The organism is Bdellovibrionales bacterium, assembly GCA_016716765.1.
Taxonomy (GTDB): domain Bacteria; phylum Bdellovibrionota; class Bdellovibrionia; order Bdellovibrionales; family UBA1609; genus JADJVA01.
Genome location: JADJVA010000025.1, coordinates 81,173 through 104,692, shown reverse-complemented (window position 1 = coordinate 104,692; position 23,520 = coordinate 81,173). Strand labels below are relative to the sequence as shown.

Sequence of the window (23,520 nt, the reverse complement as noted above, 5' to 3'; positions counted from 1 at the left end):
AAACCCATTCAACACAGCGCTTCCTAACTGAGTGATTGAGCCACAATAAAGAAAACAGGAGAGGCAAAATAAATTCCATCCAAACGATCAAGGACGCCCCCGTGTCCTGGCATAATACTGCCAGAGTCCTTGTGCCCACTGACGCGCTTGAGAAGTGATTCAAAGAGATCTCCGAATTGAGCAAAGAAGCCGCTTGCAATAGAGCCCGTGACAAACAACATAAGCACATGTTTATCAACAAAGTAAACTCCTGCCAGCCAGGCGACAAGTCCAGACCCCATAAGTCCCCCCCAGGCTCCGGCGACTGTTTTTTTAGGAGAAACTGAGGGCATCAGCTTGCGTTTGCCAAAGCAAAGGCCAACGAAATAGGCAAAGGTATCGCCGGAAAAAACCACAATAAGCATGAGTGAAAACCATTTGAGGCCATCAGGAAGAAACAGGATTTTAAGGGCAAAAATCGGCATTAGACCAGTGTAAACTAAACCTAAAATGAGGGAGGACGACAGTTTGCGAATCATTTCCAATGGAACAGTTTTGTGAAGTGCACTCAATAAGCAGGAGAAAAAGATCATCGACGTCAAAGCGAGAGTCGCCAAGCCTGTAACAGGTTTGAGGAGGAGTGCTGCAGAAATAAAGGCAAAACAACTACCAAGAAACAGAACTTTCAAAAATGGAGGTAGTTTCTCATCTGGAGGAAAGCCAATTTGGGTAAATTCATAACAGCCCAGCATGACAATCCCAAAGGAAATAACTGCGATTCCTGATGGGCCGCCGTAAAAACCAATAGCGACAAATGCCCCCCCCGCTACCAAAGCTGAGAGAATTCGCGTTTGGAGCCCCATAAAGTTGGAACTCACTTAAATTTCGCCTTTTAAACTGCGAAATGAGGCCTGGAGAGTTGAGCCTAACTGTTCACTGGTCTTACCAAACCGACGTTCCTTGAGATTAAAAGATTCTATTGCGAGATCCAAATCATTCCGAGTAAATTCCGGCCACATTTTGGGAAAAACCATGAATTCGCTATAGGCTGATTGCCATAAATAGAAATTCGAGAGGCGTGATTCTCCGCTTGTGCGAATGATGAGATCTGGGTCGGGAATTTCCGAAGATTCTAGCTGAGAGTGAAAGAGCTCCTCATTAACATCCTCGGGACGTAATTGTCCAGAGCCGACAAGGAAGGCGATTTTCTTCGCTGCGCTAGCAATTTCTTGTCGACCTCCATAGCTCAAAGCAAAAATCAAAGTCATTCCCGTACAATGATCAGTCGCAGAGATCGTCTGGTTTACGGCCTCCTTCACCTTTGCGGGGAGTCGTTCTAAATCGCCAATACATTTGAATTTAATATTATTTCGAACCAGTCCAGCTCGCTCACGATTGAGCCGACTAAATAGCAATTTCATCAGGAGATTGACTTCGTCTTTTGGTCTGAGCCAATTTTCACTGCTAAACGCAAAAAGTGTAAGAAACTTAACCCGCCGAAATGAGCAAGCCTCAATAATGCTCTTAGCTACCCGAGCTCCCCGCACATGCCCAAAAAAACGATGATGTCCATGGGCATTGGCCCAACGGCCGTTTCCGTCCATAATTATTGCGATGTGTGTTGGCAGGGTCACTCTAAAGGGCTCCAGATTTTCTATCATTGACTAGATTGTCATGAGTTCTTTCTCTTTTTCCTCGGATATTTTGTCAATTTTATCAACATAACCATCAGTCAATTTTTGTATCTCTCCTTCAAGGCGTTTCTGTTCATCTTCGCTGATGACTTTATCTTTGGCAGACTTCTTTACTGATTCATTGGCATCACGTCTTGCCATTCGTACAGCCACCCGGGCATCTTCCACAATCTTTTTAATAGTTTTTACTAATTCTTTGCGACGGGCTTCCGTTAAATCAGGAAGACGAAGGCGGATGACTTTTCCATCGTTTTGAGGGCTCATTCCCAGATCACTTTTAATAATTGAGGCCTCAACTTCTTTGAGAGTTGATGCCTCCCAGGGTTGAATTAAAAAGGATTTCCCGTCTGGGCAAGAGACAGCCGCAACTTGATTGAGCGGAGTGGCACTGCCGTAGTAGTTGACCTTCACAACATCCAACATTGACACCTGAGCTCGGCCGGTTCTCACTTTTTTTAGTTCACCAGCCAATGCCAAAAGAGCCTTTTCCATCTGATCTTTGGTAGATTTAACAATATTTTCGACCATGTTTCCCCCCAATTCTAAAAGACAGTTGTTCCAATGTTCTCGCCAGATATCACTCGAGTGATACTATTTGGCGCAAGTAAATTAAAGCAAACTATCGGCAATTTGTTGTCCATGCAGAGACTAATCGCAGTAGAATCCATTACTTTCAGACCTTTTTTCAAGACATCCATGTAACTGATTCTATCGAATTTTATAGCATCTGAATGAGTTATGGGATCTTTATCGTAAATTCCATCTACTTTTGTCGCCTTTAAGATGACGTCTGCATTAATTTCCATTGCACGCAGGGCCGCAGCCGTATCGGTTGTAAAATAAGGATTTCCTGTGCCAGCAACAAAAATAACGACCCGTTCTTTCTCTAAATGGCGAATGGCACGTCGGCGGATATAGGGTTCCGCGATTTCAGCCATCCCAATAGCGGTCTGTACACGGGTAGAGAGATTGTGCTTTTCGAAGACGTTCTGGACAGCTAATCCATTGATGACGGTGGCGAGCATACCCATATAATCTGAGCTGGCCCGATCCATACCACGAGCCGAAGCCGCAACTCCTCTGAAAATATTTCCGCCGCCAATCACTATTCCAATCTGTACCCCGAGAGCAGCGGCTTCAGAGACGTCAGCTGCAACCCTCTCAATAATTTCAAGATCTATCGAATTACTCTTGCTGGCGAGAGCCTCGCCACTGAGTTTCAACAAGACTCTTCGATACTTGCTCTTAGCCAATCTGTTACCCCTTCAGTTGTGCCGCGACCTCTTCAGCGAAATTTTCTGAACGCTTCTCTAAACCTTCGCCCAATTCGTAGCGAGCGAATCGACGGATCACGATATTTTCGCCAATTCGGGAGATGGTTTCTTGCAAATGCTGGAGGATCGTGACGTCTGGATTCTTGACAAATTTTTGTCCCATCAAGCACGACTCTGCGGCCCACTTTTTCATTTGGCCATCAATAATTTTATCCAGGAATTCGCGCTTTTTACCCTCTTCAAGGGCTTTATTTATCAGTACTTCTCGCTCCTTATTTTTAACTTCCTCGGGAATTTCTTCTTCGCGAACAAAGCAGGGCGCCATTGCAGCGATGTGCATAGCCACATCGTTCACAAATTTTTGAAATTCTTCGTTGCGTGCCACAAAATCGGTTTCAGAATTGATTTCTACAAGAACACCGATGCGGCCTCCCGCATGTATATAAGAAGTGACGAGACCTTCAGCTGCCAACCGACCTGATTTTTTTGCAGCCTTACTGAGGCCTTTCACTCGAAGCCATTCCACGGCCTTCTCAAAGTCACCTTGCGATTCTTCGAGGGCTTTTTTACAGTCCATCATGCCCGCGCTCGTTTTTTCGCGGAGATCCTTTACTTGAGAAGCACTGATTGTCATAATAGCTTTCCTCTTTTAAATATTTTCTACCTAAATCTCTTACCAATTCCAAAAATGGGATCCCCTCACTGCTGACAGATCATGAGAGGCCCTACATTTTGCTTCGCCCAAGTCCGAGGGACATCAGGCTGTGCGCATCTATTCTTCTGAGCTTTCAGGAACAACGGCCTCTTCGGGGGCAACTTCCAACTCGGCCGCAATTTCAACTTCATCAGCAAGACCAGCAGCGACAAGTTTACGACCACGACTGACTTTGACAACAGATGGTCCGCCATCAGAGGGAGAAGTATCCTTAACTGGAGCGACAGACGGAGCAGACGCTGTCGCCTTCTCTGGAGCAGATGCAGATTTGTCAGCAGTTGAACGAAGTTTTTCTTCCCAAAGCTTGACACCCTCAAGAAATGACTCGGCCACCATATTTGAAAAGAGCTTAATTGAGCGGATTGCGTCGTCGTTACCAGGAATGGGGTAATCAACTTCATTTGGATCTACATTGGTGTCTGCAATGCCGATGACAGGAATACCAAGCCGACGAGCTTCTTTAACGGCGATATGCTCCTTGTTGAGATCTACGACAAACATCGCCGAGGGAGAGTCCTTCATTTCACGGATACCGTCCAAATATTCCAAAAGACGAAGATAGTCCTTCTCTATTCGGGCCCGCTCCTTTTTGGAGAAAAAATCAAGTTCACCTTTTTCTCGCATGCGATCAATTTTTTTGAGTCGATCGATACTTGATTTAATTGTCTGAAAATTGGTGAGCATTCCTCCGAGCCAACGCTTTGTTACATGGTATTGTCCACAAAGAGCAGCGGCTTCCTTAATGGGCTCTACGGCCTGCTTTTTTGTTCCGACGAAAATTAATTTTCCCCCATTTGCACCCACTGATTTAACAAATTCAGCAGCTCTCCGAGCGAGTCCGACTGATTTTTGCAAATCTATGATATGGATTCCACCCCTGTCAGTGTAAACGTAGGGTTTCATTTTTGGGTTCCAACGCTGAGTCTGATGTCCGAAATGAACACCTGCGTCGAGCATTTCCTTCATTGTAAGATTGGCCATAGATATCCTCTCTGGTTATACCGCCCCCCTCACTGCCACTTGGGACCAAAGATACGAGGAGGTGTGTAGTTAAAAAATCTGGTTACTGTTAGCATAAGCAGCGTGGTAGGGCAATAGGGGTCTGTAAATAGCCTGAAGGTGTACAGAGTCCCGTTGGGGTTTTGGAAACACTCACATCGAAATAGACAACTTACCGAATTAATTAGAGAAACCACCTTGCGGCGATTCTGCCCCAAGGCCTGATTCGGAGCCCAAGGCCCATTCCAGGGCAAGGCGAGCGACCATGATTGAGCCCTGTAAAGGCGGAAGACCTGTCTGTGTATGATTGGCAAGAAAGAGGTGGGGCTGTTCGGGAACGATACCCGGAACTTTCAAGCCGAGGTCTACGACTCCATGGCTGCATTCATTGACGACAATTTTTTCGGCAGAAAGACTTTCAAAAAATTCAGGATAAGCCCTCTTAATTTGCTTCTTCATTTCTCTTAATAGATTAGCTATCGCTTCTGAATCTTCGGCGAGGTCAGTGTTGAGAAGCCCCATCCAAACTGAAGTTTGGCCAGAAGATTCATAGCGGGACTTGAAAAACCGTCCCAAGGTGGGCTCAAATTCATCTTTTGCCCCATAGAGGAAATGGAGGGCCGGAGATGCGGCAACACTGTTTGTCTTATGTAAGCACTGCAAATTTACTGAAGTGTAGAGACGTGACTTTGCAAGACGCTGACGTAAGCGATTTGAAAGTTGGTTCTCGGGAAAGAGCGCTAGGAGATGCTTCGCGACAGGGGTATATATGACCTTTTTTGCGATCAGGGTTCGCGCGCCATTGATGGTCACTTCCATCGAATTATTTGTCGCATTCAATTTTGTCACGATGGACTGTGGTATTTTCTCTTCAATGAATGTCTCAGCCAAGTGCTTTATCCACTCATCTGGCTGGCTCTTGAGCTCAATAAGGCAGTTTTGATTGTACTGGTTAAGTATTTCAAGGGAGTCAAATTTACGATCTCCAAATCCCATAAAGGTTTTCAAGGTTCCGCCCTCAAAAGTAAGGGGCGAATTTTCGAGTCTTGAGCCAAGCACTGGCCTTCCGAGTTGGCCTTCCAGCCATTTCAATAAATGCTCGGAATCCGGAGAAGACTTGATAATTCCAAGATTTGATTCGAAAATTTGACCATTGACATCAAATGGGCGAAAAGAACCACCCATGGTTTCATTCTCATCAATGAGACCAACTTTTAAACCACCAAATTCGAGAGCCTGAGCAATCAACAAACCGGACAGGTCACCACCTATGACAATAAAATCGTAGAGCTGGGAATTTGTTGCTGTCGCCATAGAGTCCTAAACTCGCTGAGGCGGGTTACCAATTCAAGGAATTTTATAAAGTCGCTCCGCACAAAAGCGAATAGGACCCCTAAGACATTTTTTCAACCGAGGTGATGCTTTGACAAATTTAGCCAAGGGAGGGGAGAGGCGATAGTAATAATAAATGAACCTTCGCCCAAATAGGCTATGACGAAGGACCTCGTCACGGTAGCGACGGAGTAAAATAACTTCGGAACAATGAGAATCGTCAAAAACCGCGGTGGCAACAAAGCAGGCGCCACGCAATCCCCCTGAGGCGCGAAGAAACTGTCTGATGATTTCGGGATTTTTAGCGGATCGAGAGAACGCCTCGGCTCGCTTTATGATATCTGGAAAGATCGTGCTATATTTGATAAATTCAGCTAATTTATTTGCTGTGCGCTTTTGTCGATCTCCATATCGCGGACTCATATCGTAAATTCGGAGTAAATCCCAATAGACAGAAGTTATTACAGTGACCTCTTTTGATCTTTTGGAATTATTGAAAACATCAGGGCTCAATTCCCCCATTTTTTTTTGGAAAACAATCTCGACTATACGCAAATATTTCTCATAAGAAACGGCTGCTTCGGAATAGGCTTTTTGATGCATCAATTGGCGAGCCTGTTTCACGAGACCAACACGGCTCTTCCAGAGTACTGCTCGATTTTGCTCACGTGCCTGAGCTTCCATACGTAACTTAACGCCTTTGGAAACTCTTCGAGTGAGTTCTTCATAGCAACTTGGGCAAGCTGACTCTGGAATCTGTTCGCCCTTTGAATCTGCAGACAAAGCAAGCCGCATGCCGGGCTCAATTCTGAAAAGCTCGTCACTCGGTGATCCACATCTTGGGCAAGCATCAGCGCTAATAGAAGTCTCGATTTTTTGAGTTCTTAATTTTATTCTATAAGATTATTGAGTCGGATGGAAAGGGAGAATTCACTCAGAGCAAATTGACAGGATCGATATCAATTTGAATTTTGACGCCGCTCTGGACCCAACTTTCGTCGCTCAGAACTTGTTTGCAAAAGGCACTCAACAAGGCAACTTCTGGACTTTTGATGAGGACTTGGAATCGGTATTTACCCCGTAACTTTGCCAATGGAGCAGGTGCCGGACCCAAAATTTCAATCGCCCTGTAGGCATGTTGTTGCGTGCGAAGAAGTTGGCAACGTCTGCCCAAGACTTGGGCGACGGCTTCTGTTCCTTCAAGGCTGTTGCCTTGGATTCGAAAGGATGAAAGGCGACTGAAAGGTGGATAATGAAGGGAATTTCGCACCAGGAGTTCCTCCTGAGCAAATTGGTGAAAATCGCTTTTGATCGCGTGAACAATACTTGGATGGCTGGGGTTGTAGGTTTGAATAATTACTCTGCCCGGAAGATCTGAGTGTCTTCCTGCTCTTCCTCCCATCTGCAGTAGGAGCTGAAAACTTCTCTCTGAAGCTCGAAAATCTGGGAGGTTAAACCCGACATCGGCCATCACTAATCCTACAAGATTCAGTCCCTTGAAATCCAGGCCTTTCGCGATCATTTGGGTGCCGATCAACAGATTGACCTGACCCTTCTCAAATGAAAAAATGATATTCTCGAGATCTTGTCGATTCTGAATTTCATCTCGGTCAGCTCTCGCCACCTTTATTTCAGGAAAAAGCAGACGAACGTCGTGTTCGATGAGTTCCGTCCCCAATCCAAGAGGACCGATATCGAGTGAACCACATTTCTTGCAGTGGTCAAAAAGCTTTTCGTGATAATCACAATAGTGACAGACGAGATGATTTGTTCCGTGAAGAGTGAGAGAGATGGAGCAGTTAGGACATTCATAGGTGATGCCGCAGGAGGGACAAAATATCGTTTGAGCGATTCCTCTGCGATTTAAAAAAAGGGCGGCCTGATCGCCCTGTTCAAAACACTGAATCAGCGATTCATGCAATTTGTGACTTAACCAAAACGGCAGCTGACCTCGATTCTCATGAGATCGCCGTTGTTCGCGCTCCTTTTTCATGTCGATGATTTCGATAAGGGGCATAGATCGCTCGGCGACCCTTTTGCTCAGTGAATGCAATGAATAGCGGCCAATGAGGGCGTTTTGCCAAGATTCCAGACTGGGCGTAGCACTTCCTAAAACAATTGGGCAATCGTGGTATCGGGCCAACATGATGCTCGCATCTCTTGCTTGATACTTAAGGGAATCATCCTGTTTGAAGCTTGCCTCATGTTCCTCATCGACGATAATAATTCCTAAATCATGAATGGGACAAAAAAGGGCTGAACGAGCGCCCACAAGGATCTTCTTTTGTCCTGAAATGATGCTCCACCACTGTTCAGTGCGTTCGCGCTTTGTCAAATGGGAATGAATCACTGCTACCTGATCTGGGAAGCGTGCGGCAAATCTTCTTAATAGTTGTGGCGTTAAGGATATCTCAGGAACGAGGACGAGGCCCTTTTTTCCATCTTCCAGAATCTTTGACAACAGTTGAAGGTAGACTTCTGTTTTTCCTGAGCCTGTCACACCATGAAGCAAGTGCACATGAAAGCCCTGCTTGAGCCGTATTGCGTCAGTCACCTTGCGCTGTTCCTCCGTCAAATCCAAGAGCATATCTTCTGAGTTTTCGGGGACAGGGGATTTTTTTTTTGATCCACGCCCCTCTTTTTTGAGTGGAGGAGAGCAAAGAGCTGCAATCTGGCCGACAGGAAAAAAATAGTATTTTGCTAACCACTCAACCCATTTAAGAGTGGGTTCTGGAATGGGGGGGAGTGTTTCGCTCACGGATTGGATGTTTTTGATTTTGAATTTCTCTGAATCTAATTTGACCGCTGAACTAAGAATAACACCGGAAACGGAGCGTTTCCCAAGGGGTATTGTAACGTGCTGACCTCGAGACGGTATTTCGGCGAGGCTGGAATCAATGGAATAAGTGAGCGGGGGGAGAGGGGCATCGACTGCGACCAAACAGTGAGACTCGGATTTGATATTTTCCATTTGGGTTCTATCGAAACCGGCTATAGAAATTATCTACAGGGCTTATATCTGAGGTTTTATTTGCGACAGTAGGATCCTTACCAAAATCGAGACTTGAAGCTTCAAAAAGTCTCAGGACTTCCTTGGTATTTGGTAATGATTTTACGCTAATGACTCTAATTTGGGCCAACTTATCTTCCCACCGAACGGTCTGTTTGGTAGCCAAAGCAAATCGATTGGCAAAAATGGAATATTCATCAGCGGAGATAACAGCTTGAGACGGCAGCCTTATCTTTCGAACATTAAATACGTCTTGCTCAATCCAAAGGCCAGGTCGGGCCGATGAATCACCTTGTGGTGGCGCTTGACCGATACCATAGGTGATGACACCACCGACCCTTGAGAGTCGCAAAAAATCCTGTTTGTTTCGGTTTTTCGTGGGATCAATAGGCGAAAGTTTTTCTTCCAAGGCCTCTGTTGGAATAATTCTCTCAGAAACCATTCGAGGACGAATATGCTTTTGAAAGCGAAAATACAAATAGGGTTCAAACCAGTTATCGGCGGGACGCGATGACTTTCGGATTCCATTGGAATCCACCGAGTAGCGGTTTTGCCCATCGTAAATAAAGGTATAAGAAAGGTTCTCTGCCTTCTTGCGACCCCTGGCTTCGAGGCGCATCTGTTGGGAATCCTTCACTGACCAAACCTCGCGCACAAGGTATGTTTCCTCACCCTCCTGAAATGATACTTCTTGTTCAACTCGGTAGATGCCGTGGCCATGATTTTCAGCAGTGCGAGAAAGGATCATCTTAAGGTTCGGTATATAACCCCAACCCAGTTGGGCAAATGAGATGAAGAGAACAGAAAAAAGGACTTGAAAGCATTTGTGGCAGTTCATGACAATCCTCATGATGACAATTTCTTGGCGAGCCCAATCAAATAGTCTCGAAGTGGCTCCCCGATTTCGTTGTGTTTTAACCCGAGCTCAATATTTGCCTTTAAGTAACCGAGCTTGTCTCCCGCATCATATCTTTGTGCATGGACTTTCATAGCGAAGAGGCCTTCGGACTTCGCCAATTCGGTCATCGCGTCCGTTAATTGGATTTCTCCACCCTTTCCATGGGAGAGATTTTGAAGGAGAGAAAATATTGAGTGGGAGAACACATACCGGCCAGGGAGGGCGAGAGATGAAGGAGCATTTTCCGGACTTGGTTTTTCAACAACAAAGTCCACTTTAAATTTTCCCTGAAATTGACCGGAATGGCCGATAATTCCATACTTTTCGGTTTCCGACTTTTCGACCTCCATCACGGCGACTGTGGAAATGCCGGTTTCGGTAAAGCTATTAATCAATTGACCGATGGCCGGAGTTTCAGTTTGGGAATTAATCATCAGTTCGTCACCCAGTAGAACTGCAAATGGAGCTTTTCCTATGACAGGTTGGCTAGCAAGAACGGCATGACCAAGCCCTTCCGCCTTCTTTTGGCGAATGCTAATGATGTTAGCGAGGGATTTAATTCTTTGAATTTCTTCATACCAATTGTCTTTTCTCGTCTTAACAAGACGGTCTTCTAGCTCATAGGAGGTATCGAAAAAATCTTCAATTGCAGTTTTTCCTCTGCCATTCACCAAGACAATATTCTCAATTCCTGAACGAACGGCTTCCTCTACAATGTAAAGTAGAATCGGACGATCAATAATTGGAAATAGTTCCTTCGGAATTGCCTTGGATGCCGGAAGGAAACGGGTTCCGAGCCCTGCCGTTGGAATCACAGCAATCTTTACAGTGTTTGGCATAGAGAGACGTAACCACAGCCTTTGTAGCTTGGCAAGAGTAAGGGGCATTTGGCCAGGCCCCGTCCTCAATTTAAGGTCTGTTTCATTCTGAGAATCTCTAAAATGGGATCATACAAATGAGATTGTCTGTCTAGAGGGTGGTCGCTGGACAGGAAGTAGGCAGGCCTATTTTAATCAGTGGCACTCACTAAAATGGACATAGATTAGTTTTTTCAGGTGGTTATTAGGCAGATTTGAACCTCCATTTGCTTTCTCTTTTCAACGGAATTAGGCACGAGAAGTGCTCTTTTGATTGATAGGTAAGTTGGTAGAGGGACAATCAAAATGGGTCCAGGTTGGATCAAAGTGAGAAAATTCGAAGTAGGGATTGTGAATCGGGCACTTTTTTGGTGTGGTCTTGCCATATCTTTGATGTTTGGTTTTCAAAATTGTGCCGATCCTTTGGATATCGCTAACTCAGATTCCTTGAGTTACAACAGTCAGTTGCCCTTTGCCTTTGACACAGAAATAGATACTTTGGCCTACATGTCCTGCTCCGGACTGGAGTCGGATTTTGACCCTCGCGCCTTTTTTACGTTTAAGGCTGGGGCGTATGGAGTTGGTTCTGGTATTCGTTTAACTCCCGAGTATCAGACTGCAACAAAGAATTTTACTGCAGGTCAACGAGCGGATAGTCTCAACCAGAGCGAAAAGAATACGGGAGCAAGCCTTCAATTTGCGGTTCGGCAACGAAACGATATTCAAGCGGTCTTGGCATCAAGTCAGACCCTTCAGGAAAATAAAGATTTTGCGAATATTTTAGCACCCCTTGATAGTCCCCTTATTGCCGAAAGGCTCGTGAGTTTAGGAGAGAGCGAGCGAATCAGTTATTTTTCGGGAATTTCGGGACTGACCGGTCGGATGGTTGAGGCCACAGTGCGTTTTTTGGATTCGGAAGTTTCTGCAGCATCCCTTCGTGATAATCTACGCGATGCTGGTTTGTTGGCTCTCACTTATACAGGTGATTTGCAGGCAGGCGGGGTTATTGCTCGTTCGCCAGATCCCAATGATCGGAAGAGAGGATTTGGGAAGGGATACCAAGTTGATTTCAGTATGGGGCTTGGGAATAGCTTTAACAGTGTAACGCCTCATCCCATTTTTACTCGTGGGATCCATCGCGTGATCAACAGCATTCAAGAAGTGGATCTATTGAAAAGAAGTCCAGCCGAAGGCAATTTACGTCCCTGGGATTGTCCAAATGATAGTAAATTTCTTATTGCTCGCTCAGAGGATGTCGATGCGGCTAAGGTTCGGTGTTCGCGTGTAATCGATCCACTGACTCCTTCCGACAAAGATCGCGCCACTTTACAGGCGATACGCAGGATTTTACGTCCGGAAGATTGGTGGGTAGATTTGGGTAATCGATGTGTCATTCCCAAACAGAGCAATGGAAACTGCTATGGTCGGTCGACCACTCAGACACCCATAAACATCAAATATGATGGAGGCGACTGCACGGCCACGGGACTTTCTTGTCCTCATTACGTGAGTGTCTGCACTCGTCAATGAACTGGCCCGCTTGATTGTTGTTCCAAACTCCAAGGGTACCTAGCTGAACTAAATCTCTGGATTTCAGGATCTTCAAACATGCGTCCGGCAGCAGCGCTCACGCTGTGAGCACTGCACCAAGCCGAACTCGATCCTGAAATCCAGAGATTTAGTTCAGCCAGGTACCTTATGTCTTGGACACAACAGATTCACTGAAGGCTTGCGGGCCAGCCGCTGTATTAAACCCGGGATTTTCTTATCGACATTCTGAAAAACGATCTGAACTTCGGATGGCGATCATGGCAAATAGATGCACCATGTCATTTTTTTGCTTAAATCCCAAGTGGATAGTTGACCTAAAGCATCAAAAGAGATAACCGGACGTGTCAAATAGCCTTAATTTTGGGGCTACGAACTGTCGTTTACTAATAAGGAGAATCTGTGAAAAAAATGCTTTTTTTAGCTCTTGCCGTAATTGGGGGCTGTTTCATGGTCAATTTTCAAGCCAGTGCATTGAGGAGGAGCGATTCGCCGAATACTGAGCCGAGGCGTCTCCAGCCAGGAGAAGCTTTTCTGGCCTGTTACACAACCGATGGGACTGGATATTATCATGAGCAGTTAAGATCCATACTTTGGTTTTTGAACTGGCACCTCAATGGCAAGGAAATAAATGTTTATCCCTACACTCTTGTTGGATCCGATCAAAACGATGATGGAAGTTATAAATCCACCGAGAGGAAAGGAGACCCAGTAATAGTTCGAGAGCCTTATCGGGTTGAATATATGCAACCTACTTTCCCGGATAAGATGCCACTGTTCTGTGCGGTAATTAAAAAAATATAATCCGGTATCAGTTGCGGCGCCTCCATTCGACATTAATACAGCGACTGGCCCGCAATCCTTTGGTGAATTTGTTGTATCCAAGACACAAGGAGCCTGGCTGAACCAAATCTCTGGATTTCAGGATCGAGTTCGGCTTGGTGCAGTGCTCACAACGGGAGCGCTGCTGCCGGACGCATGTTTGAAGATCCTGGATTCCAGAGATTTGGTTCAGCCAGGTACACTTGGAGTTTGGAACAACAATCAAGCGGGCCAGTTCCTGAATAAATGATGCAATTTTCTCATTGTTGGAGTTACAAATAGCCTTGGAATAGGGAGCATGTGTAGCGTCAGGTGGACCGTCTGGTTAGCATTTGACAAGTGCTCACATGCTTTTTGGAACTAAATGACTGAAAATCCTGATATGTGCGCTGGGCAAAGTTATCAACAACCAACAGATGTAAGTTCTGTCACGGGAAACACCGTCAGGTCCGTGTATCGAGTTTTGCGTGGCTCACCGCGAGGTGGGTTGCGAAGCGTAAACAGAAATCCAGCAGGCCGTAATGCGACAAGCGTGAAGGGATTGAGCCCCGTTAAACACTTTAGCCTGTGGTGGCCGAGCAACTATGTAGCAGCGAAGGCAATATCAAAGAATCACACAGCCAGTGTGATATGTGACACCACCGGGGTCCGAGGCCATGGCATGTTGGAAAGGCTGTTGATGAAACCCAGGAGATCTTCAGTGGGTCGCTCAAGGTTGAGCAAATATTTTCGGCAAGACGTGAGGCTCAAGTCGGAAACCATTCCCACTAAAGAAGTCAGATGTTTTCATAGTAGCGAGGAAGTGTGGTAATGCGCATGGAGCGAAGGGAAACACGGCAAGCGAACCCGTCGAGACTTGTACCACCGGTTCCCACCGAGGGACCATACAAGGGTTATACAGGGATCGACAGGATAGATGCTGCGGCAAGGAAGTTCGATCAAGGTCAGCGCTTCACACATGTGATGCACCATCTGAACGAACACAACCTCCGCCAGGCGTTCCGGCAGATCAAAGGAAACAAAGCTGTCGGAATCGACCAAGTCACAAAAGATCAATACGGCAAGGATCTCGATATCAACCTCGAAAAGCTCAGTGATGAGATTGCCAAGGGAGGCTGGAGACCTAAGCCATCGAGACAGGTTCTTATCCCGAAACCGCAAGGGGGAAAAAGGCCGCTCGCTGTTGGATGCCTGGAGGACAAAGTCGTCCAGCTTAACACAGCAAAAATCCTGGAAGCCATATTTGACCCGATCATGCATCGGCACTCATATGGTTTCAGGCGTGGAAGATCACCTCATCAGGCGCTTTCTCGTCTCTATCAGGAGCTCAACAAGAGAGGGAAGCATGCCGTCGTTGTGGAGATGGACATCGAAAAATTTTTCGATACCGTCGACCAAGACAAACTCATGTCAATGGTGGAAACCAGGATAAAGGACCCTTTCTTCCTTAGGCACATCCGAAGAACCCTTAGGAACTCGATCCTCACAGTCGATGGGGATCTCTCCAAAAGCTCGATAGGAACACCTCAAGGAAACCCTGTGAGTCCTATCCTAGCAAACATCTATCTGCACTTTGCCCTGGATCAGTGGTTCGAGAGCAACTGGCAGAGGTGCGGCGAAATCGTCAGGTATGCCGATGACGCCGTCTTTGTGTTCAACGACCTCGAGAAATCGAAAACATTTCGAGACGAACTGGAGCAACGACTTGCAGAATTTGGTCTGAAGCTCAATGCCGACAAGAGCGGAATCCGAAAATTTGGCCCTCGAGATCAGACTGGAGACCTTGCCTTTGTTGGTTTTAGCCTCTACTGGGGGAAAGCCTGGCTTGGGCGACGATTTCTAAAGGCAAAGACCAATCCCAAAAGATTGGGCCGAGCAATTCAATCCTTTAAGGAATGGATCAAAGAATGTCGCCATAGATACAAGCTCGATGTTCTCTGGGAAAAGGCTCGAGCGAAAATCATTGGGCACTATAACTACTACGGTGTAAGCTACAACCTGGCCAAGCTCTCGCACTTTTACTTTGCGTGTATTGGTCTTCTGTTCAAGTGGCTCAACCGTCGCAGCCAAAGACGCTCATTCACCTGGGAGTCATTCAATCGACGCCTCATGTTCAACCCGATCCCGAAACCCTCGCTAGGAAGTATTGTGATTGATCTTGAAAATGGACTCGGTACAGTATCGAAACGTAACCCGAAGAGCCGGATGCGTAAATTGCGCACGTCCGGTTCTGTGAGGAGCGGAGGTAGGCAACTACCTCTGTTTACTTGATGACAAAAGTAAAATTGAATGAAGAGTCTTTTGGTTTTTTGATTTTTAAAATCACGCTGCTTGTTTGTTTTTTGGGCTTTTGCAATCCTCTTGCGCGCGCACAGTATTTTACAGGCCCCATCTCATCAGCATTGGGAGGCACGGGTCGCGCAGCTACAGAAGCTGAGGAGGGGCAATTTCTGAATCCCGCCATCCTTCCCCACGCAAGAGAGTTTTCTTCGGCCATCTTTTATGCCGATGGAGAATTGGGCAAAGGCTTCGGCGAAACAGTAATGGGCATAGGATTTATCGATAATACAGAAGGGGTGATTGTTCCCGGAGGATTCAGTTATCTGAAAAAAAGACGGACCTTTCCGGATAAACTTCCTGTGGATGAGCAATATGGACTGGTCGCCATTGGTGGTTTTCTTGCCAGGCATTTTACAGGCGGACTTTCCGTTCACTATCGAGATATTGTTGAGGAGGGTGGATTGGATGCTTCCGTTTGGAACAGCACTCTCGGGCTTTTGTTCGCTCCACGACCAGACTGGGGAATAGGATTAACCTGGGATCATTTCCTTACAAGGGAAAGTGATAAGTTGCCCACGCATCTTCGGGATATACCAGAGCTTGGACTTGGCGCGGTATATTTTTACAATGAAATCTTTCGATTTAGATTTGATGTGGCGAAGGCCTTGGAAAAGCATATTCAGAAAAAATATCGATTTGGTTTTGGGATTGAGACTTTCACTAGCAGCTTCCTGGCCGTTCGAGTCGGAGCGGAGAGAGATGAAATAGCAGACAAAACTTTTGTCTCGGCGGGTTGGGCTTTTGCTGGCCCAAGATTAAAGTTGGACTATTCCTTTAAAAATGACGTTAGGAATGGCAACGGGGCGATGCATAGCGTTGACTTCCGAGTTCCATTTTGATAGGATTCGCGCCTCAAACTATTTTTTACCAAACTTTACCCCCACTGGAGGAAAGATGGCTTCTCCCACGAAGAAGACAACACGAATCAGAAAGCAGAAATTGGCAGCCAAAGGCCGCAAACGTAAGGCAAAACAAAGAACTCAGGGGAGCACTAAATCAAAAGCAGCGCTTTTTGGTGATAAGTAAACAGGCTCATTCTATTTTTCTTTCTTATTCCATTGAGGCATTTACTGAAGGGAGAACCCGGCAGGTTTTCCGTCTCACTTTTTTGGAGATTGGGAGTTTTGCGTCAGCATAAAGGTCACTCGATGGTATGTTCTTCCTTCTTGTTGAGGGAGATACCTAAAAAGAGACACAGCATGAGCAGCTTCTTGGTCGAGAACGTCAAATCCTGATGAGCGGGTGATTTCAATGTCGGAAACACTTCCATCTGGGGAGATGTTGTAGGTCAGGCCCACGGTGCCCTCCCATCCCTTCTGTCGCGCAATTTGAGGATAGACAGGTTGTTTATTCCCTGGACTTTGTTTCAAATCAGAATTGAGTCGGGTTCCTGCGGGAAGAGCTTCTTCTTCGTTCGCTATTTCAGCCTCATTTCCGCTTGCTGCTTTCTCTTCAATTGGACCGGCGTTCTTTTCAAGTTCATTTTCTGCAGGGGATTCATTTGTTGGATTCTCTTCGGTAGCTTCTTTTGCCTCATCAGCGGAGGAAGAGGTTTTGGAAACCTCCGAAGGCGCTGCGGGGTTTAGCTTCTTTTCTGCTGGAGCAGTCATACTGGTTTGTACTGATGGTGTTGGTTGCGTTTCTTGTGTTGCTTTCGTTGGTTGCGTTGGCTGCGTTGGTTGTACTGGTCTCTCTAATTTAACTGGGGATTTGGTTGGATCGGGCGATGGCGCTAGTGTCACTTCCTTCTGAACTTCCGGTGCGCCCTCAGTAATCTCTATTTGGGTTGGCCCATTTTTGTTACCTTGAAGAAAACCCATTTGGGGGGGGAGTACCAATATTAAATAGAGAATTGATCCGTGCAGAGCCAAAGAAATCGCAATCAATCCAATGGGGTAGGTCCCTTTTCGTTTTGGCATTAGGTTCACAGTGTTCATGGCATCATCCTTTAAAAATGAGGGCGTACTTGGGCCAGAGGTAAGCTGATTCAAAGATCGTTCCAAGATTGAAATCCCAAGTGAATCAAAAAGACTTGGAGGTAGGGCCAAGGCTACAAAATTTCGTAGGACAATTTAGCGAGAAAAGAGAATTGTCGTTCGGGGTAACCCACTTGACGCTCGACTGGTTTATCCAAAATATTGAGTCCGGAGATAGAGGCATTCCAGCCTTTATGGTGCCAAACTGCGCCAACATCCACGAGATAGGTATTTCCAAGGTCGACCACGGGACTTGAGCTGTTCAATTGATCAGGATAGGAGCCGATATACGTCACCTTTGCCCATCCTTGCCACTCATGTCCCAAGGGGACCTTCGTTTCAAGTGTACCAAGAAATTTTGGAACAAGGTTCAGGCTTCTTTTTGAATCAAGGTTCTCGCTTTCAAGGTAGGTGAATGAGAGAGTCGTCATTTGAAATTTTGTCGAGAGATTTATCTGGCCCTCGGTTCCAAAGACGACAGCGCCGCTTCGATTTTCGGTACGGTATTTTCCATCGATAAATTCATATTCAAAATAATTCTGATGGATTGTTCTAAAAATCGAGATGCTGTGATCCAAATTGCAATCGGGGAAGAGCACAGCCGGTTCTGCTTTTGTAGCATAACCAATTTCGAGCTGCTCACTTTCTTCGGGCTGCAAACTTGGGTTTCCAAGACAAAATGAATTATCACAATAGCGATCGGCCAAGGTGGGATTTCGATACCCTTGACTGAACGTCACCCACTTGCTCAGGGTATTTGTATTTTGAAACACGCCAAAAGAACTGGTCAGTTTCTTGAATTTTTCGGAATATCGAACTCCTGGCTGTATCGATAGCTCAGATGAAATAGGGATTTGTAAAGTCCCACCGCCTTCAATTTCATTTGAATGGAACGGTCCCTCAGATAGATAACTTGCCTGATACTCGTCGTAGAACTGATCGAGAAAAACTTGTGAGGCCCAATCTGAATTTGTTATGCTGGAAAACTGAAAGGATTGGAAAATTCGATTTGTCCGCGTCGCGCTAAACGAGGGCATATCTAAGTCATATTTCTGATCAGAGCGTATTCCTGATAGGTTCCAAGAAAATGAGTTTATTGAATTTAGGTCGCGATTCAGAGAGAGTCCAAAAAGACCTATTTGGTTGTCAATCAATCCACTTGGAGGGGTTAAGCTTGTTGTTGGAGAATCAATTCGGGCAGGGTAATTTCCTTTTTTCTCGGCATAAAGGGCGATTTGTTTCACTTTCCATTTTTTGAGTGAGGTCTCATTGCTAAGAGTGTAGCGATTTATTTGTTTGTCGTTATGAAGGCGCGTTCCTGTGACTCCGCTGGAGATGGCTTTGAAAGGATAGTTTCCTTTGTCAATTTGTCTCATTGCGGAGACCTGCCCTCGTCCTTGTCCAGGTAACGGATAGGGGAGAATTCCCTGAGCGGTGGTAACTCCAATGCTATCAGTGCTCATTTGGATTTTCGGATGGGACTGAATCTCAGTCCGGTTATTGATCACGCCTCCCAATGCGGATCGTCCATAAAAGACTGAGGCTGGCCCGCGGATAAAATCGCTTGATCCGATTATCTCTTCGGGTATCAACAGACCACTGGGACCCATCCCATCGCTTAAATTGAGCGGAATACCGTTAAGCAGTAGCAAAGTTCGATCACTTTTTACAGAACCCCGAATAGATATTGCGGGTATCCCCTCTTGGCGACTATCGATGCCGGGTTCTCCAAGAATTCGACTCCACCAATTGGAGTGGCCGTCTGAATCTTGGGTGCTTTGGCTCTCATGGTGAGGCCAAAGGCCGCTTCTTTCAGAAAACGCTTCGATACGCGGTGCTGTGATCAGGTCTTCTGATTCAATCTGGATATTCATTGCGTGCGCTGCGGATTTTCCAACAGAAAGGAATATTCCGATTCCCGCATAAACCACAAACATGTGAATGATTAAAGAACGAGATGAGTCCATATGTACTACCTGCTCGGGTTAAAAATTAATGGCGAGTAGTCGGACTTACAAAATTAAAAAACTTTGATCACCGTTGCGGCACAGTCCCGGATTTACACCGGAGTTCCCTCGAATCCACAGGGGGTGGACATTGGTAGAAAAATATATGACCGTCAAGGCTGACGGAATATTGGTTTATGTTCCGAGGAGGTCAGCGGGAACACTTCCTTCTACAACTGCCTTTGCAAGGCGTAGATGGTCTGGGTGTCCTACCAATTTTTCCACTTCCGACATTGGAAGTGGGTCAGGATGACTGAGTTTCTCTTGTTTTAAGGCAATAATTTTGGAATACGCTTCGTTTAAGTGGGTTTCGTCAAGCTCCTTGGCTGCGAGAGCCTTGTAGGTCATCTCTAGAGAGAGAGCTTGCTGATCAAAGTCATTGCAAAACAGCAATATATCACATCCTGCCTGAAGTGCTAAGATCGGCAGCGCTTTGATATCATAGTGTTTGGTCAAGGCCTTCATTCCAAGATCATCAGAAATGACCAAATTACGATATTTCAACTCTCCTCGCATAATCTCCTGGATAAATATCTTTGAGAGTGTGACGGGAAAGTCTGGATCAATATGAGGAAATTTAATGTGAGCCGTCATCACCATATCGAGGCGAGCACGAAAGGTTTTCTTAAATGGAATCAGGTCCACGTCCATCAGTTCGCTGAGTTGCGCCTCTTCAATTGGCAAATCATCATGGCTATCAATGAGAGTTCCGCCATGTCCCGGGAAGTGCTTAGCGCAAGGGATAACGCCACCTTTGATAAAGCCTCGAGCCAGAGCAGAGGCAATCTTGGCCACCACCTCGGGATCTGAGCTAATAGAACGGTCTCCGATGACCGCATTTTTGGGATTGGTTAAAACATCGACGCAAGGGGCGTAGTCTAAGTTAATCCCAACACATCGCATTTCTTCTGCCATCATTTGGGAAAATTTGAAAGCAACAGAAGTGGAGTCGAGAGTTCCCAATTTTGCAGCAGCTGGCCAGCGAGTGAAGGGCGGTTTCAGTCTTGCAACACGTCCCCCTTCCATGTCCACAGAAATAAACATGGGTGTCTTTTCAGGAAGTTTGTGCCGCAGATTCTGGATATCACTGCACAGCTTCTGAATTTGTCCAACCGACTCAAGATTTCGGTCAAAAAGAATAACTCCGCCAATATTATTATCGATGATAAATCGAGCTTCCTCAGGAAGCAGCTCTTTGCCCTTTAGACCGATAATAAAGTGCTGTCCAATTTGCTTTTTCACGTTTTCTCCTGAGCTTAGGTCCCGAGTAAAGAATTGAAGGATAATTTTTAATTCCACCATGTAATGCCTTAAAAGGCAAATAGTCCCAGATACAGAAATGGGGGTATTGAGAGTCTAAGATTCCGTTCGACGTGGGTCGAGGTAATCCCTCAAGCCGTCCCCAATTAAATTAAAGCCAAGCACAAGAATCAGAATAGCGGATCCAGGAAATAGGCTGATGTGAGGCGCCTCAGTAAGGACGCGGCGTCCAGCATTCAGCAAGGCGCCCCAAGTGGGACTCGTTGGAGGGGCCCCCAGACCCAGAAAGCTAAGGCCCGATTCCGCAATGATAGTTCCGGCAATTGCAAAAGTGGAATGGACCATCAATGGCCCTGTGAGGTTGGGCCAAATATGTATGACTGTCTGACGAAGTCGACTGCCACCGAGAGCTTTGACTGTTTGAATAAAATCGCGTTCTCTTAAGTGGAGAACCTCTCCTCGAACGAGACGAGCATATCCCGTCCAGGAGCTCAAACACATCGCAATAATTACATTCTTAATGGAAGGTCCTAACATCGCGATCAGGGCGAGGGCGAGAAGAAAACTTGGAAAGGAATAAACAATATTAATAAAGCCACAAATGAAGCCATCTATCCACCCTCCTAGAACTCCGGCCAAAGATCCCACGATAAGGCCGATGACCAAGCTCACGACGACGACGGTGACGCCCACACCCAAACTTATCCGTGCTCCATAAGCAACTTTTGCAAACACATCGCTGCCATTTTCGTCCAACCCAAAGGGATGTTTGATACTAGGACTCGCAAATCGCTCTGAAAGAGACATGTGATTGGGATCTTGCGGAGATAGGACCGGTGCAAACAGCGCAAGCAGAAGCACCAAGGAAACCATTGAAGCTCCACAGAGTCCTAGTCCCCTCGGGGACCTCATCCAATTCAAGAATTTCATGTCAATCTCACTTTAGGATTAGCGAAGCCGTAGGCGATGTCAGTTGCCGTATTTACCGAGACATAAATGAGAGAAATTAGAAGAACACACCCTTGAACGAGCGGGTAGTCTCGACTTTGAATGGCTTGAATGAGAAGCGTACCAATGCCGGGCCAATCAAAAATTGTCTCCGTGATCACAGTTCCCGTAAGGAGAGCTCCTACCTGCAAACCAACGATTGTTATCAAGGGCATGAGCGCATTGGCGAGGGCGTGCTTTCCGTAAATGTAGAATGGGGTTAATCCCTTTGCCTTGGCCACTCGGATGTAATCCTCGCGAACAACTTCCAACATAGACATGCGGGTCATCCGACTGATCACCGCGCAGATGGGGATGGCCAAACTCAAGGCTGGCAAGATGAGGTGATTAAGCCCTCCTCTCTCGCTGACCGGAAATAAATCCAATTGCAAAGCAAAGACCCAAATCAATAGCGGGCCAAGAAAAATTCCAGGAGTGGACATGCTCAAAAGTCCGGTCAAAGTGACAACGTGATCTGGCCAGCTGGATCGACGAACGGCCGCTCCGACGCCCAGTGGAACACCCGCGAGAAGAGCTAAAAACATGGCTGCACATGTAAGCTCCAGAGTTGCAGGAAAGCGTTCGAGAAGTTCAGTGGAAACAGGTTGTCGTTTGTGAAGAGATTTTCCAAGATCGAATTTGACCACTCTCTTTACAAACTCAAAATATTGAATATGGAGAGGGAGGTTGAGTCGCAGATCGGCCCTGAGAGCCTCCCTATCAATGTCGGAAGCCTGCTCTCCAAGCATGATATCAATAGGATCCCCTGGGACGAGGTGAATCAAAAAGAAAGTCAGGGTACAAACTCCGAGAACGACGGGGACCGAGGCGAATATTCTGTGAATGAGAAATTTTATCACGGCCCAATCCTTTTTGGATTCTCTGTGGGAGCGGGCACTTTTGATTGGGGAACTTCAGATTTTGTCGGAGTGATCGTCGATTCTGAAGAGCCCGCGAGGGAATGAGTGGTTCCCACGGGAACTTTCCCGAAAAGCAATTTAAGAGTACTGGCGGGCAGGACAAATCCCTGCGTGGCATCATTGGCTTTTTGGACCAGTTCAGTTGATATATTTTGTAGCGGAGATTGAGTGCCGAGAACTTCTCCCTTATCCGTGACAAAACTGATAAATTGAATGGACTTAAAGGTATTGAGAATTCTAAAAACCTTCTTATTTAGAAAGGTTTGTTCGTCCTTTATAAAGGCTTCGCCATCGTAGCTCTCAGCATCTTCTTCAGCAACAGCAGAATAGTTGAATTTCTTTCCGACTGAGTATGCCTTTTGAAGCATAAGATACCCCAGAAAGGTGCTCAGGAATGTGCCCTTTGGAATTTTCTTGGTGAGAGTTTGTGAGGGGCTTTGAGAGTGAGACCCCGGATCTTTCTGGGAAACAAGTGCTTTCATGATGACACCTTCAAACTTGGCATCAATCGTTTTGATCAGCTGGGGTGTTGTTACCGTGTACTGATAAGAGATGGGCTGGAATTTGTCGTCGGCAATGGCTTTGAGACTTTCGGAAATTACTTTAGGGATTGTGGAGGAATTGTCTTCTCCGCTATTCATTTGGATGAAATAGGTCGACATGAATTGCTTTTTATTAATATCAAATTCATAGCGCTGAATAAAAAAGCCAACTCGGGAGGTTCCTTTCATAACTTTGTAATAGCCCTCAAACATAATTTCTGCATGAGCCTGTGTTTGGTGTGAGGCAAAAAATCCGAGACCAAAGAGAAGGATTAAGAAGCGCAGTCGAATCTGGACCATGGTCGATTGTCCTCCCGAGTGATCTGTTCAGTCTGGCTCTGAGATTCGTCACTGTCAAAAA

General features: G+C 46.1%; 21 protein-coding genes and 1 riboswitch. Of the genes, 4 read left to right on the top strand and 17 right to left on the bottom strand.

All coding sequences use genetic code 11. The annotated features are described in order from the left end of the window. Window positions 1-23 precede the first annotated feature (23 nt). The 11 genes from IPL83_16790 to galU all read right to left on the bottom strand — a co-directional run bounded on the left by IPL83_16790 (window position 24) and on the right by galU (window position 10,740). A complete protein-coding gene (locus IPL83_16790; GenBank protein ID MBK9040782.1) occupies window positions 24-842 on the bottom strand; it encodes a phosphatidate cytidylyltransferase in 819 nt (272 codons plus the stop codon). Window positions 843-857: 15 nt separating this feature from the next. Beyond that, the gene (uppS, locus tag IPL83_16785; protein MBK9040781.1) at window positions 858-1,640 is read right to left on the bottom strand and encodes a di-trans,poly-cis-decaprenylcistransferase; all 783 of its coding nucleotides are present in this window, start codon (window positions 1,638-1,640) and stop codon (window positions 858-860) included. A gap of 3 nt (window positions 1,641-1,643) precedes the next feature. Continuing rightward, window positions 1,644-2,201, bottom strand: coding sequence for a ribosome recycling factor (frr, locus tag IPL83_16780; protein MBK9040780.1), 558 nt, complete (start codon window positions 2,199-2,201; stop codon window positions 1,644-1,646). A 14-nt stretch (window positions 2,202-2,215) separates the two neighbouring features. Then, on the bottom strand, window positions 2,216-2,926 hold the full coding sequence (locus IPL83_16775; GenBank protein MBK9040779.1) for a UMP kinase: 711 nt from the start codon (window positions 2,924-2,926) through the stop codon (window positions 2,216-2,218). A gap of 4 nt (window positions 2,927-2,930) precedes the next feature. Beyond that, window positions 2,931-3,581, bottom strand: a complete 651-nt coding sequence (gene tsf / locus IPL83_16770) for a translation elongation factor Ts (GenBank protein ID MBK9040778.1) — start codon at window positions 3,579-3,581, stop codon at window positions 2,931-2,933. 138 nt (window positions 3,582-3,719) lie between these two features. Then, the gene (rpsB, locus tag IPL83_16765; protein ID MBK9040777.1) at window positions 3,720-4,643 is read right to left on the bottom strand and encodes a 30S ribosomal protein S2; all 924 of its coding nucleotides are present in this window, start codon (window positions 4,641-4,643) and stop codon (window positions 3,720-3,722) included. A 198-nt stretch (window positions 4,644-4,841) separates the two neighbouring features. Further along, window positions 4,842-5,975, bottom strand: a complete 1,134-nt coding sequence (locus tag IPL83_16760; protein ID MBK9040776.1) for an NAD(P)/FAD-dependent oxidoreductase — start codon at window positions 5,973-5,975, stop codon at window positions 4,842-4,844. 33 nt (window positions 5,976-6,008) lie between these two features. Beyond that, window positions 6,009-6,788, bottom strand: coding sequence for a hypothetical protein (locus tag IPL83_16755; protein MBK9040775.1), 780 nt, complete (start codon window positions 6,786-6,788; stop codon window positions 6,009-6,011). Window positions 6,789-6,927: 139 nt separating this feature from the next. Next, window positions 6,928-8,964 carry a primosomal protein N' gene (gene priA / locus IPL83_16750; protein ID MBK9040774.1) on the bottom strand — a complete coding sequence of 679 codons (2,037 nt, stop codon included), beginning with the start codon at window positions 8,962-8,964 and terminating at the stop codon, window positions 6,928-6,930. Window positions 8,965-8,971: 7 nt separating this feature from the next. After that, entirely contained in the window at window positions 8,972-9,841 is an 870-nt protein-coding gene (locus tag IPL83_16745) for a hypothetical protein (protein MBK9040773.1), read from the bottom strand. An 8-nt stretch (window positions 9,842-9,849) separates the two neighbouring features. Further along, window positions 9,850-10,740: a UTP--glucose-1-phosphate uridylyltransferase GalU gene (gene galU, locus IPL83_16740; protein MBK9040772.1), complete on the bottom strand. Its 891-nt coding sequence runs from the start codon at window positions 10,738-10,740 to the stop codon at window positions 9,850-9,852. Between the two features lie 324 nt (window positions 10,741-11,064). On the opposite strand from galU, the gene IPL83_16735 reads away from it, so the two are divergent. From IPL83_16735 to IPL83_16720, 4 genes are all read left to right on the top strand, one after another. After that, on the top strand, window positions 11,065-12,288 hold the full coding sequence (locus tag IPL83_16735; protein ID MBK9040771.1) for a hypothetical protein: 1,224 nt from the start codon (window positions 11,065-11,067) through the stop codon (window positions 12,286-12,288). A 420-nt stretch (window positions 12,289-12,708) separates the two neighbouring features. Then, window positions 12,709-13,110, top strand: coding sequence for a hypothetical protein (locus tag IPL83_16730; protein MBK9040770.1), 402 nt, complete (start codon window positions 12,709-12,711; stop codon window positions 13,108-13,110). Window positions 13,111-13,938: 828 nt separating this feature from the next. Continuing rightward, entirely contained in the window at window positions 13,939-15,399 is a 1,461-nt protein-coding gene (ltrA, locus tag IPL83_16725) for a group II intron reverse transcriptase/maturase (GenBank protein MBK9040769.1), read from the top strand. After that, the gene (locus tag IPL83_16720; protein ID MBK9040768.1) at window positions 15,399-16,307 is read left to right on the top strand and encodes a hypothetical protein; all 909 of its coding nucleotides are present in this window, start codon (window positions 15,399-15,401) and stop codon (window positions 16,305-16,307) included. Before ltrA ends, IPL83_16720 begins: the two co-directional genes overlap by 1 nt. A gap of 261 nt (window positions 16,308-16,568) precedes the next feature. Here IPL83_16720 and IPL83_16715 read toward each other — a convergent pair whose 3' ends face one another. From IPL83_16715 to IPL83_16690, 6 genes are all read right to left on the bottom strand, one after another. After that, window positions 16,569-17,405, bottom strand: coding sequence for an energy transducer TonB (locus tag IPL83_16715; GenBank protein ID MBK9040767.1), 837 nt, complete (start codon window positions 17,403-17,405; stop codon window positions 16,569-16,571). A gap of 113 nt (window positions 17,406-17,518) precedes the next feature. After that, window positions 17,519-19,411 carry a TonB-dependent receptor gene (locus IPL83_16710; protein MBK9040766.1) on the bottom strand — a complete coding sequence of 631 codons (1,893 nt, stop codon included), beginning with the start codon at window positions 19,409-19,411 and terminating at the stop codon, window positions 17,519-17,521. Window positions 19,412-19,423: 12 nt separating this feature from the next. Then, a riboswitch (cobalamin riboswitch) is annotated at window positions 19,424-19,558 on the bottom strand. A 27-nt stretch (window positions 19,559-19,585) separates the two neighbouring features. Continuing rightward, window positions 19,586-20,752 carry a beta-N-acetylhexosaminidase gene (gene nagZ / locus IPL83_16705; GenBank protein ID MBK9040765.1) on the bottom strand — a complete coding sequence of 389 codons (1,167 nt, stop codon included), beginning with the start codon at window positions 20,750-20,752 and terminating at the stop codon, window positions 19,586-19,588. Window positions 20,753-20,806: 54 nt separating this feature from the next. Next, window positions 20,807-21,622: an ABC transporter permease gene (locus IPL83_16700; GenBank protein MBK9040764.1), complete on the bottom strand. Its 816-nt coding sequence runs from the start codon at window positions 21,620-21,622 to the stop codon at window positions 20,807-20,809. A 14-nt stretch (window positions 21,623-21,636) separates the two neighbouring features. Next, window positions 21,637-22,557, bottom strand: a complete 921-nt coding sequence (locus IPL83_16695) for an ABC transporter permease (protein ID MBK9040763.1) — start codon at window positions 22,555-22,557, stop codon at window positions 21,637-21,639. Next, window positions 22,554-23,459, bottom strand: coding sequence for a hypothetical protein (locus IPL83_16690; protein MBK9040762.1), 906 nt, complete (start codon window positions 23,457-23,459; stop codon window positions 22,554-22,556). The genes IPL83_16695 and IPL83_16690 overlap by 4 nt, the downstream gene beginning before the upstream one ends. Window positions 23,460-23,520: the final 61 nt, after the last annotated feature.

Excerpts from the sequence above, each read along its gene's own strand:
- IPL83_16790 (MBK9040782.1), bottom strand. The coding sequence starts at position 842 with ATGGGGCTCCAAACGCGAATTCTCTCAGCTTTGGTAGCGGGGGGGGCA.
- uppS (MBK9040781.1), bottom strand. The coding sequence starts at position 1,640 with ATGATAGAAAATCTGGAGCCCTTTAGAGTGACCCTGCCAACACACATC.
- frr (MBK9040780.1), bottom strand. The coding sequence starts at position 2,201 with ATGGTCGAAAATATTGTTAAATCTACCAAAGATCAGATGGAAAAGGCT.
- tsf (MBK9040778.1), bottom strand. The coding sequence starts at position 3,581 with ATGACAATCAGTGCTTCTCAAGTAAAGGATCTCCGCGAAAAAACGAGC.
- rpsB (MBK9040777.1), bottom strand. The coding sequence starts at position 4,643 with ATGGCCAATCTTACAATGAAGGAAATGCTCGACGCAGGTGTTCATTTC.
- IPL83_16760 (MBK9040776.1), bottom strand. The coding sequence starts at position 5,975 with ATGGCGACAGCAACAAATTCCCAGCTCTACGATTTTATTGTCATAGGT.
- IPL83_16755 (MBK9040775.1), bottom strand. The coding sequence starts at position 6,788 with ATGCGGCTTGCTTTGTCTGCAGATTCAAAGGGCGAACAGATTCCAGAG.
- priA (MBK9040774.1), bottom strand. The coding sequence starts at position 8,964 with ATGGAAAATATCAAATCCGAGTCTCACTGTTTGGTCGCAGTCGATGCC.
- IPL83_16745 (MBK9040773.1), bottom strand. The coding sequence starts at position 9,841 with ATGAACTGCCACAAATGCTTTCAAGTCCTTTTTTCTGTTCTCTTCATC.
- galU (MBK9040772.1), bottom strand. The coding sequence starts at position 10,740 with ATGCCAAACACTGTAAAGATTGCTGTGATTCCAACGGCAGGGCTCGGA.
- IPL83_16735 (MBK9040771.1), top strand. The coding sequence starts at position 11,065 with ATGGGTCCAGGTTGGATCAAAGTGAGAAAATTCGAAGTAGGGATTGTG.
- ltrA (MBK9040769.1), top strand. The coding sequence starts at position 13,939 with ATGCGCATGGAGCGAAGGGAAACACGGCAAGCGAACCCGTCGAGACTT.
- IPL83_16720 (MBK9040768.1), top strand. The coding sequence starts at position 15,399 with ATGACAAAAGTAAAATTGAATGAAGAGTCTTTTGGTTTTTTGATTTTT.
- IPL83_16715 (MBK9040767.1), bottom strand. The coding sequence starts at position 17,405 with ATGAACACTGTGAACCTAATGCCAAAACGAAAAGGGACCTACCCCATT.
- IPL83_16710 (MBK9040766.1), bottom strand. The coding sequence starts at position 19,411 with ATGGACTCATCTCGTTCTTTAATCATTCACATGTTTGTGGTTTATGCG.
- nagZ (MBK9040765.1), bottom strand. The coding sequence starts at position 20,752 with ATGGTGGAATTAAAAATTATCCTTCAATTCTTTACTCGGGACCTAAGC.
- IPL83_16700 (MBK9040764.1), bottom strand. The coding sequence starts at position 21,622 with ATGAGGTCCCCGAGGGGACTAGGACTCTGTGGAGCTTCAATGGTTTCC.
- IPL83_16690 (MBK9040762.1), bottom strand. The coding sequence starts at position 23,459 with ATGGTCCAGATTCGACTGCGCTTCTTAATCCTTCTCTTTGGTCTCGGA.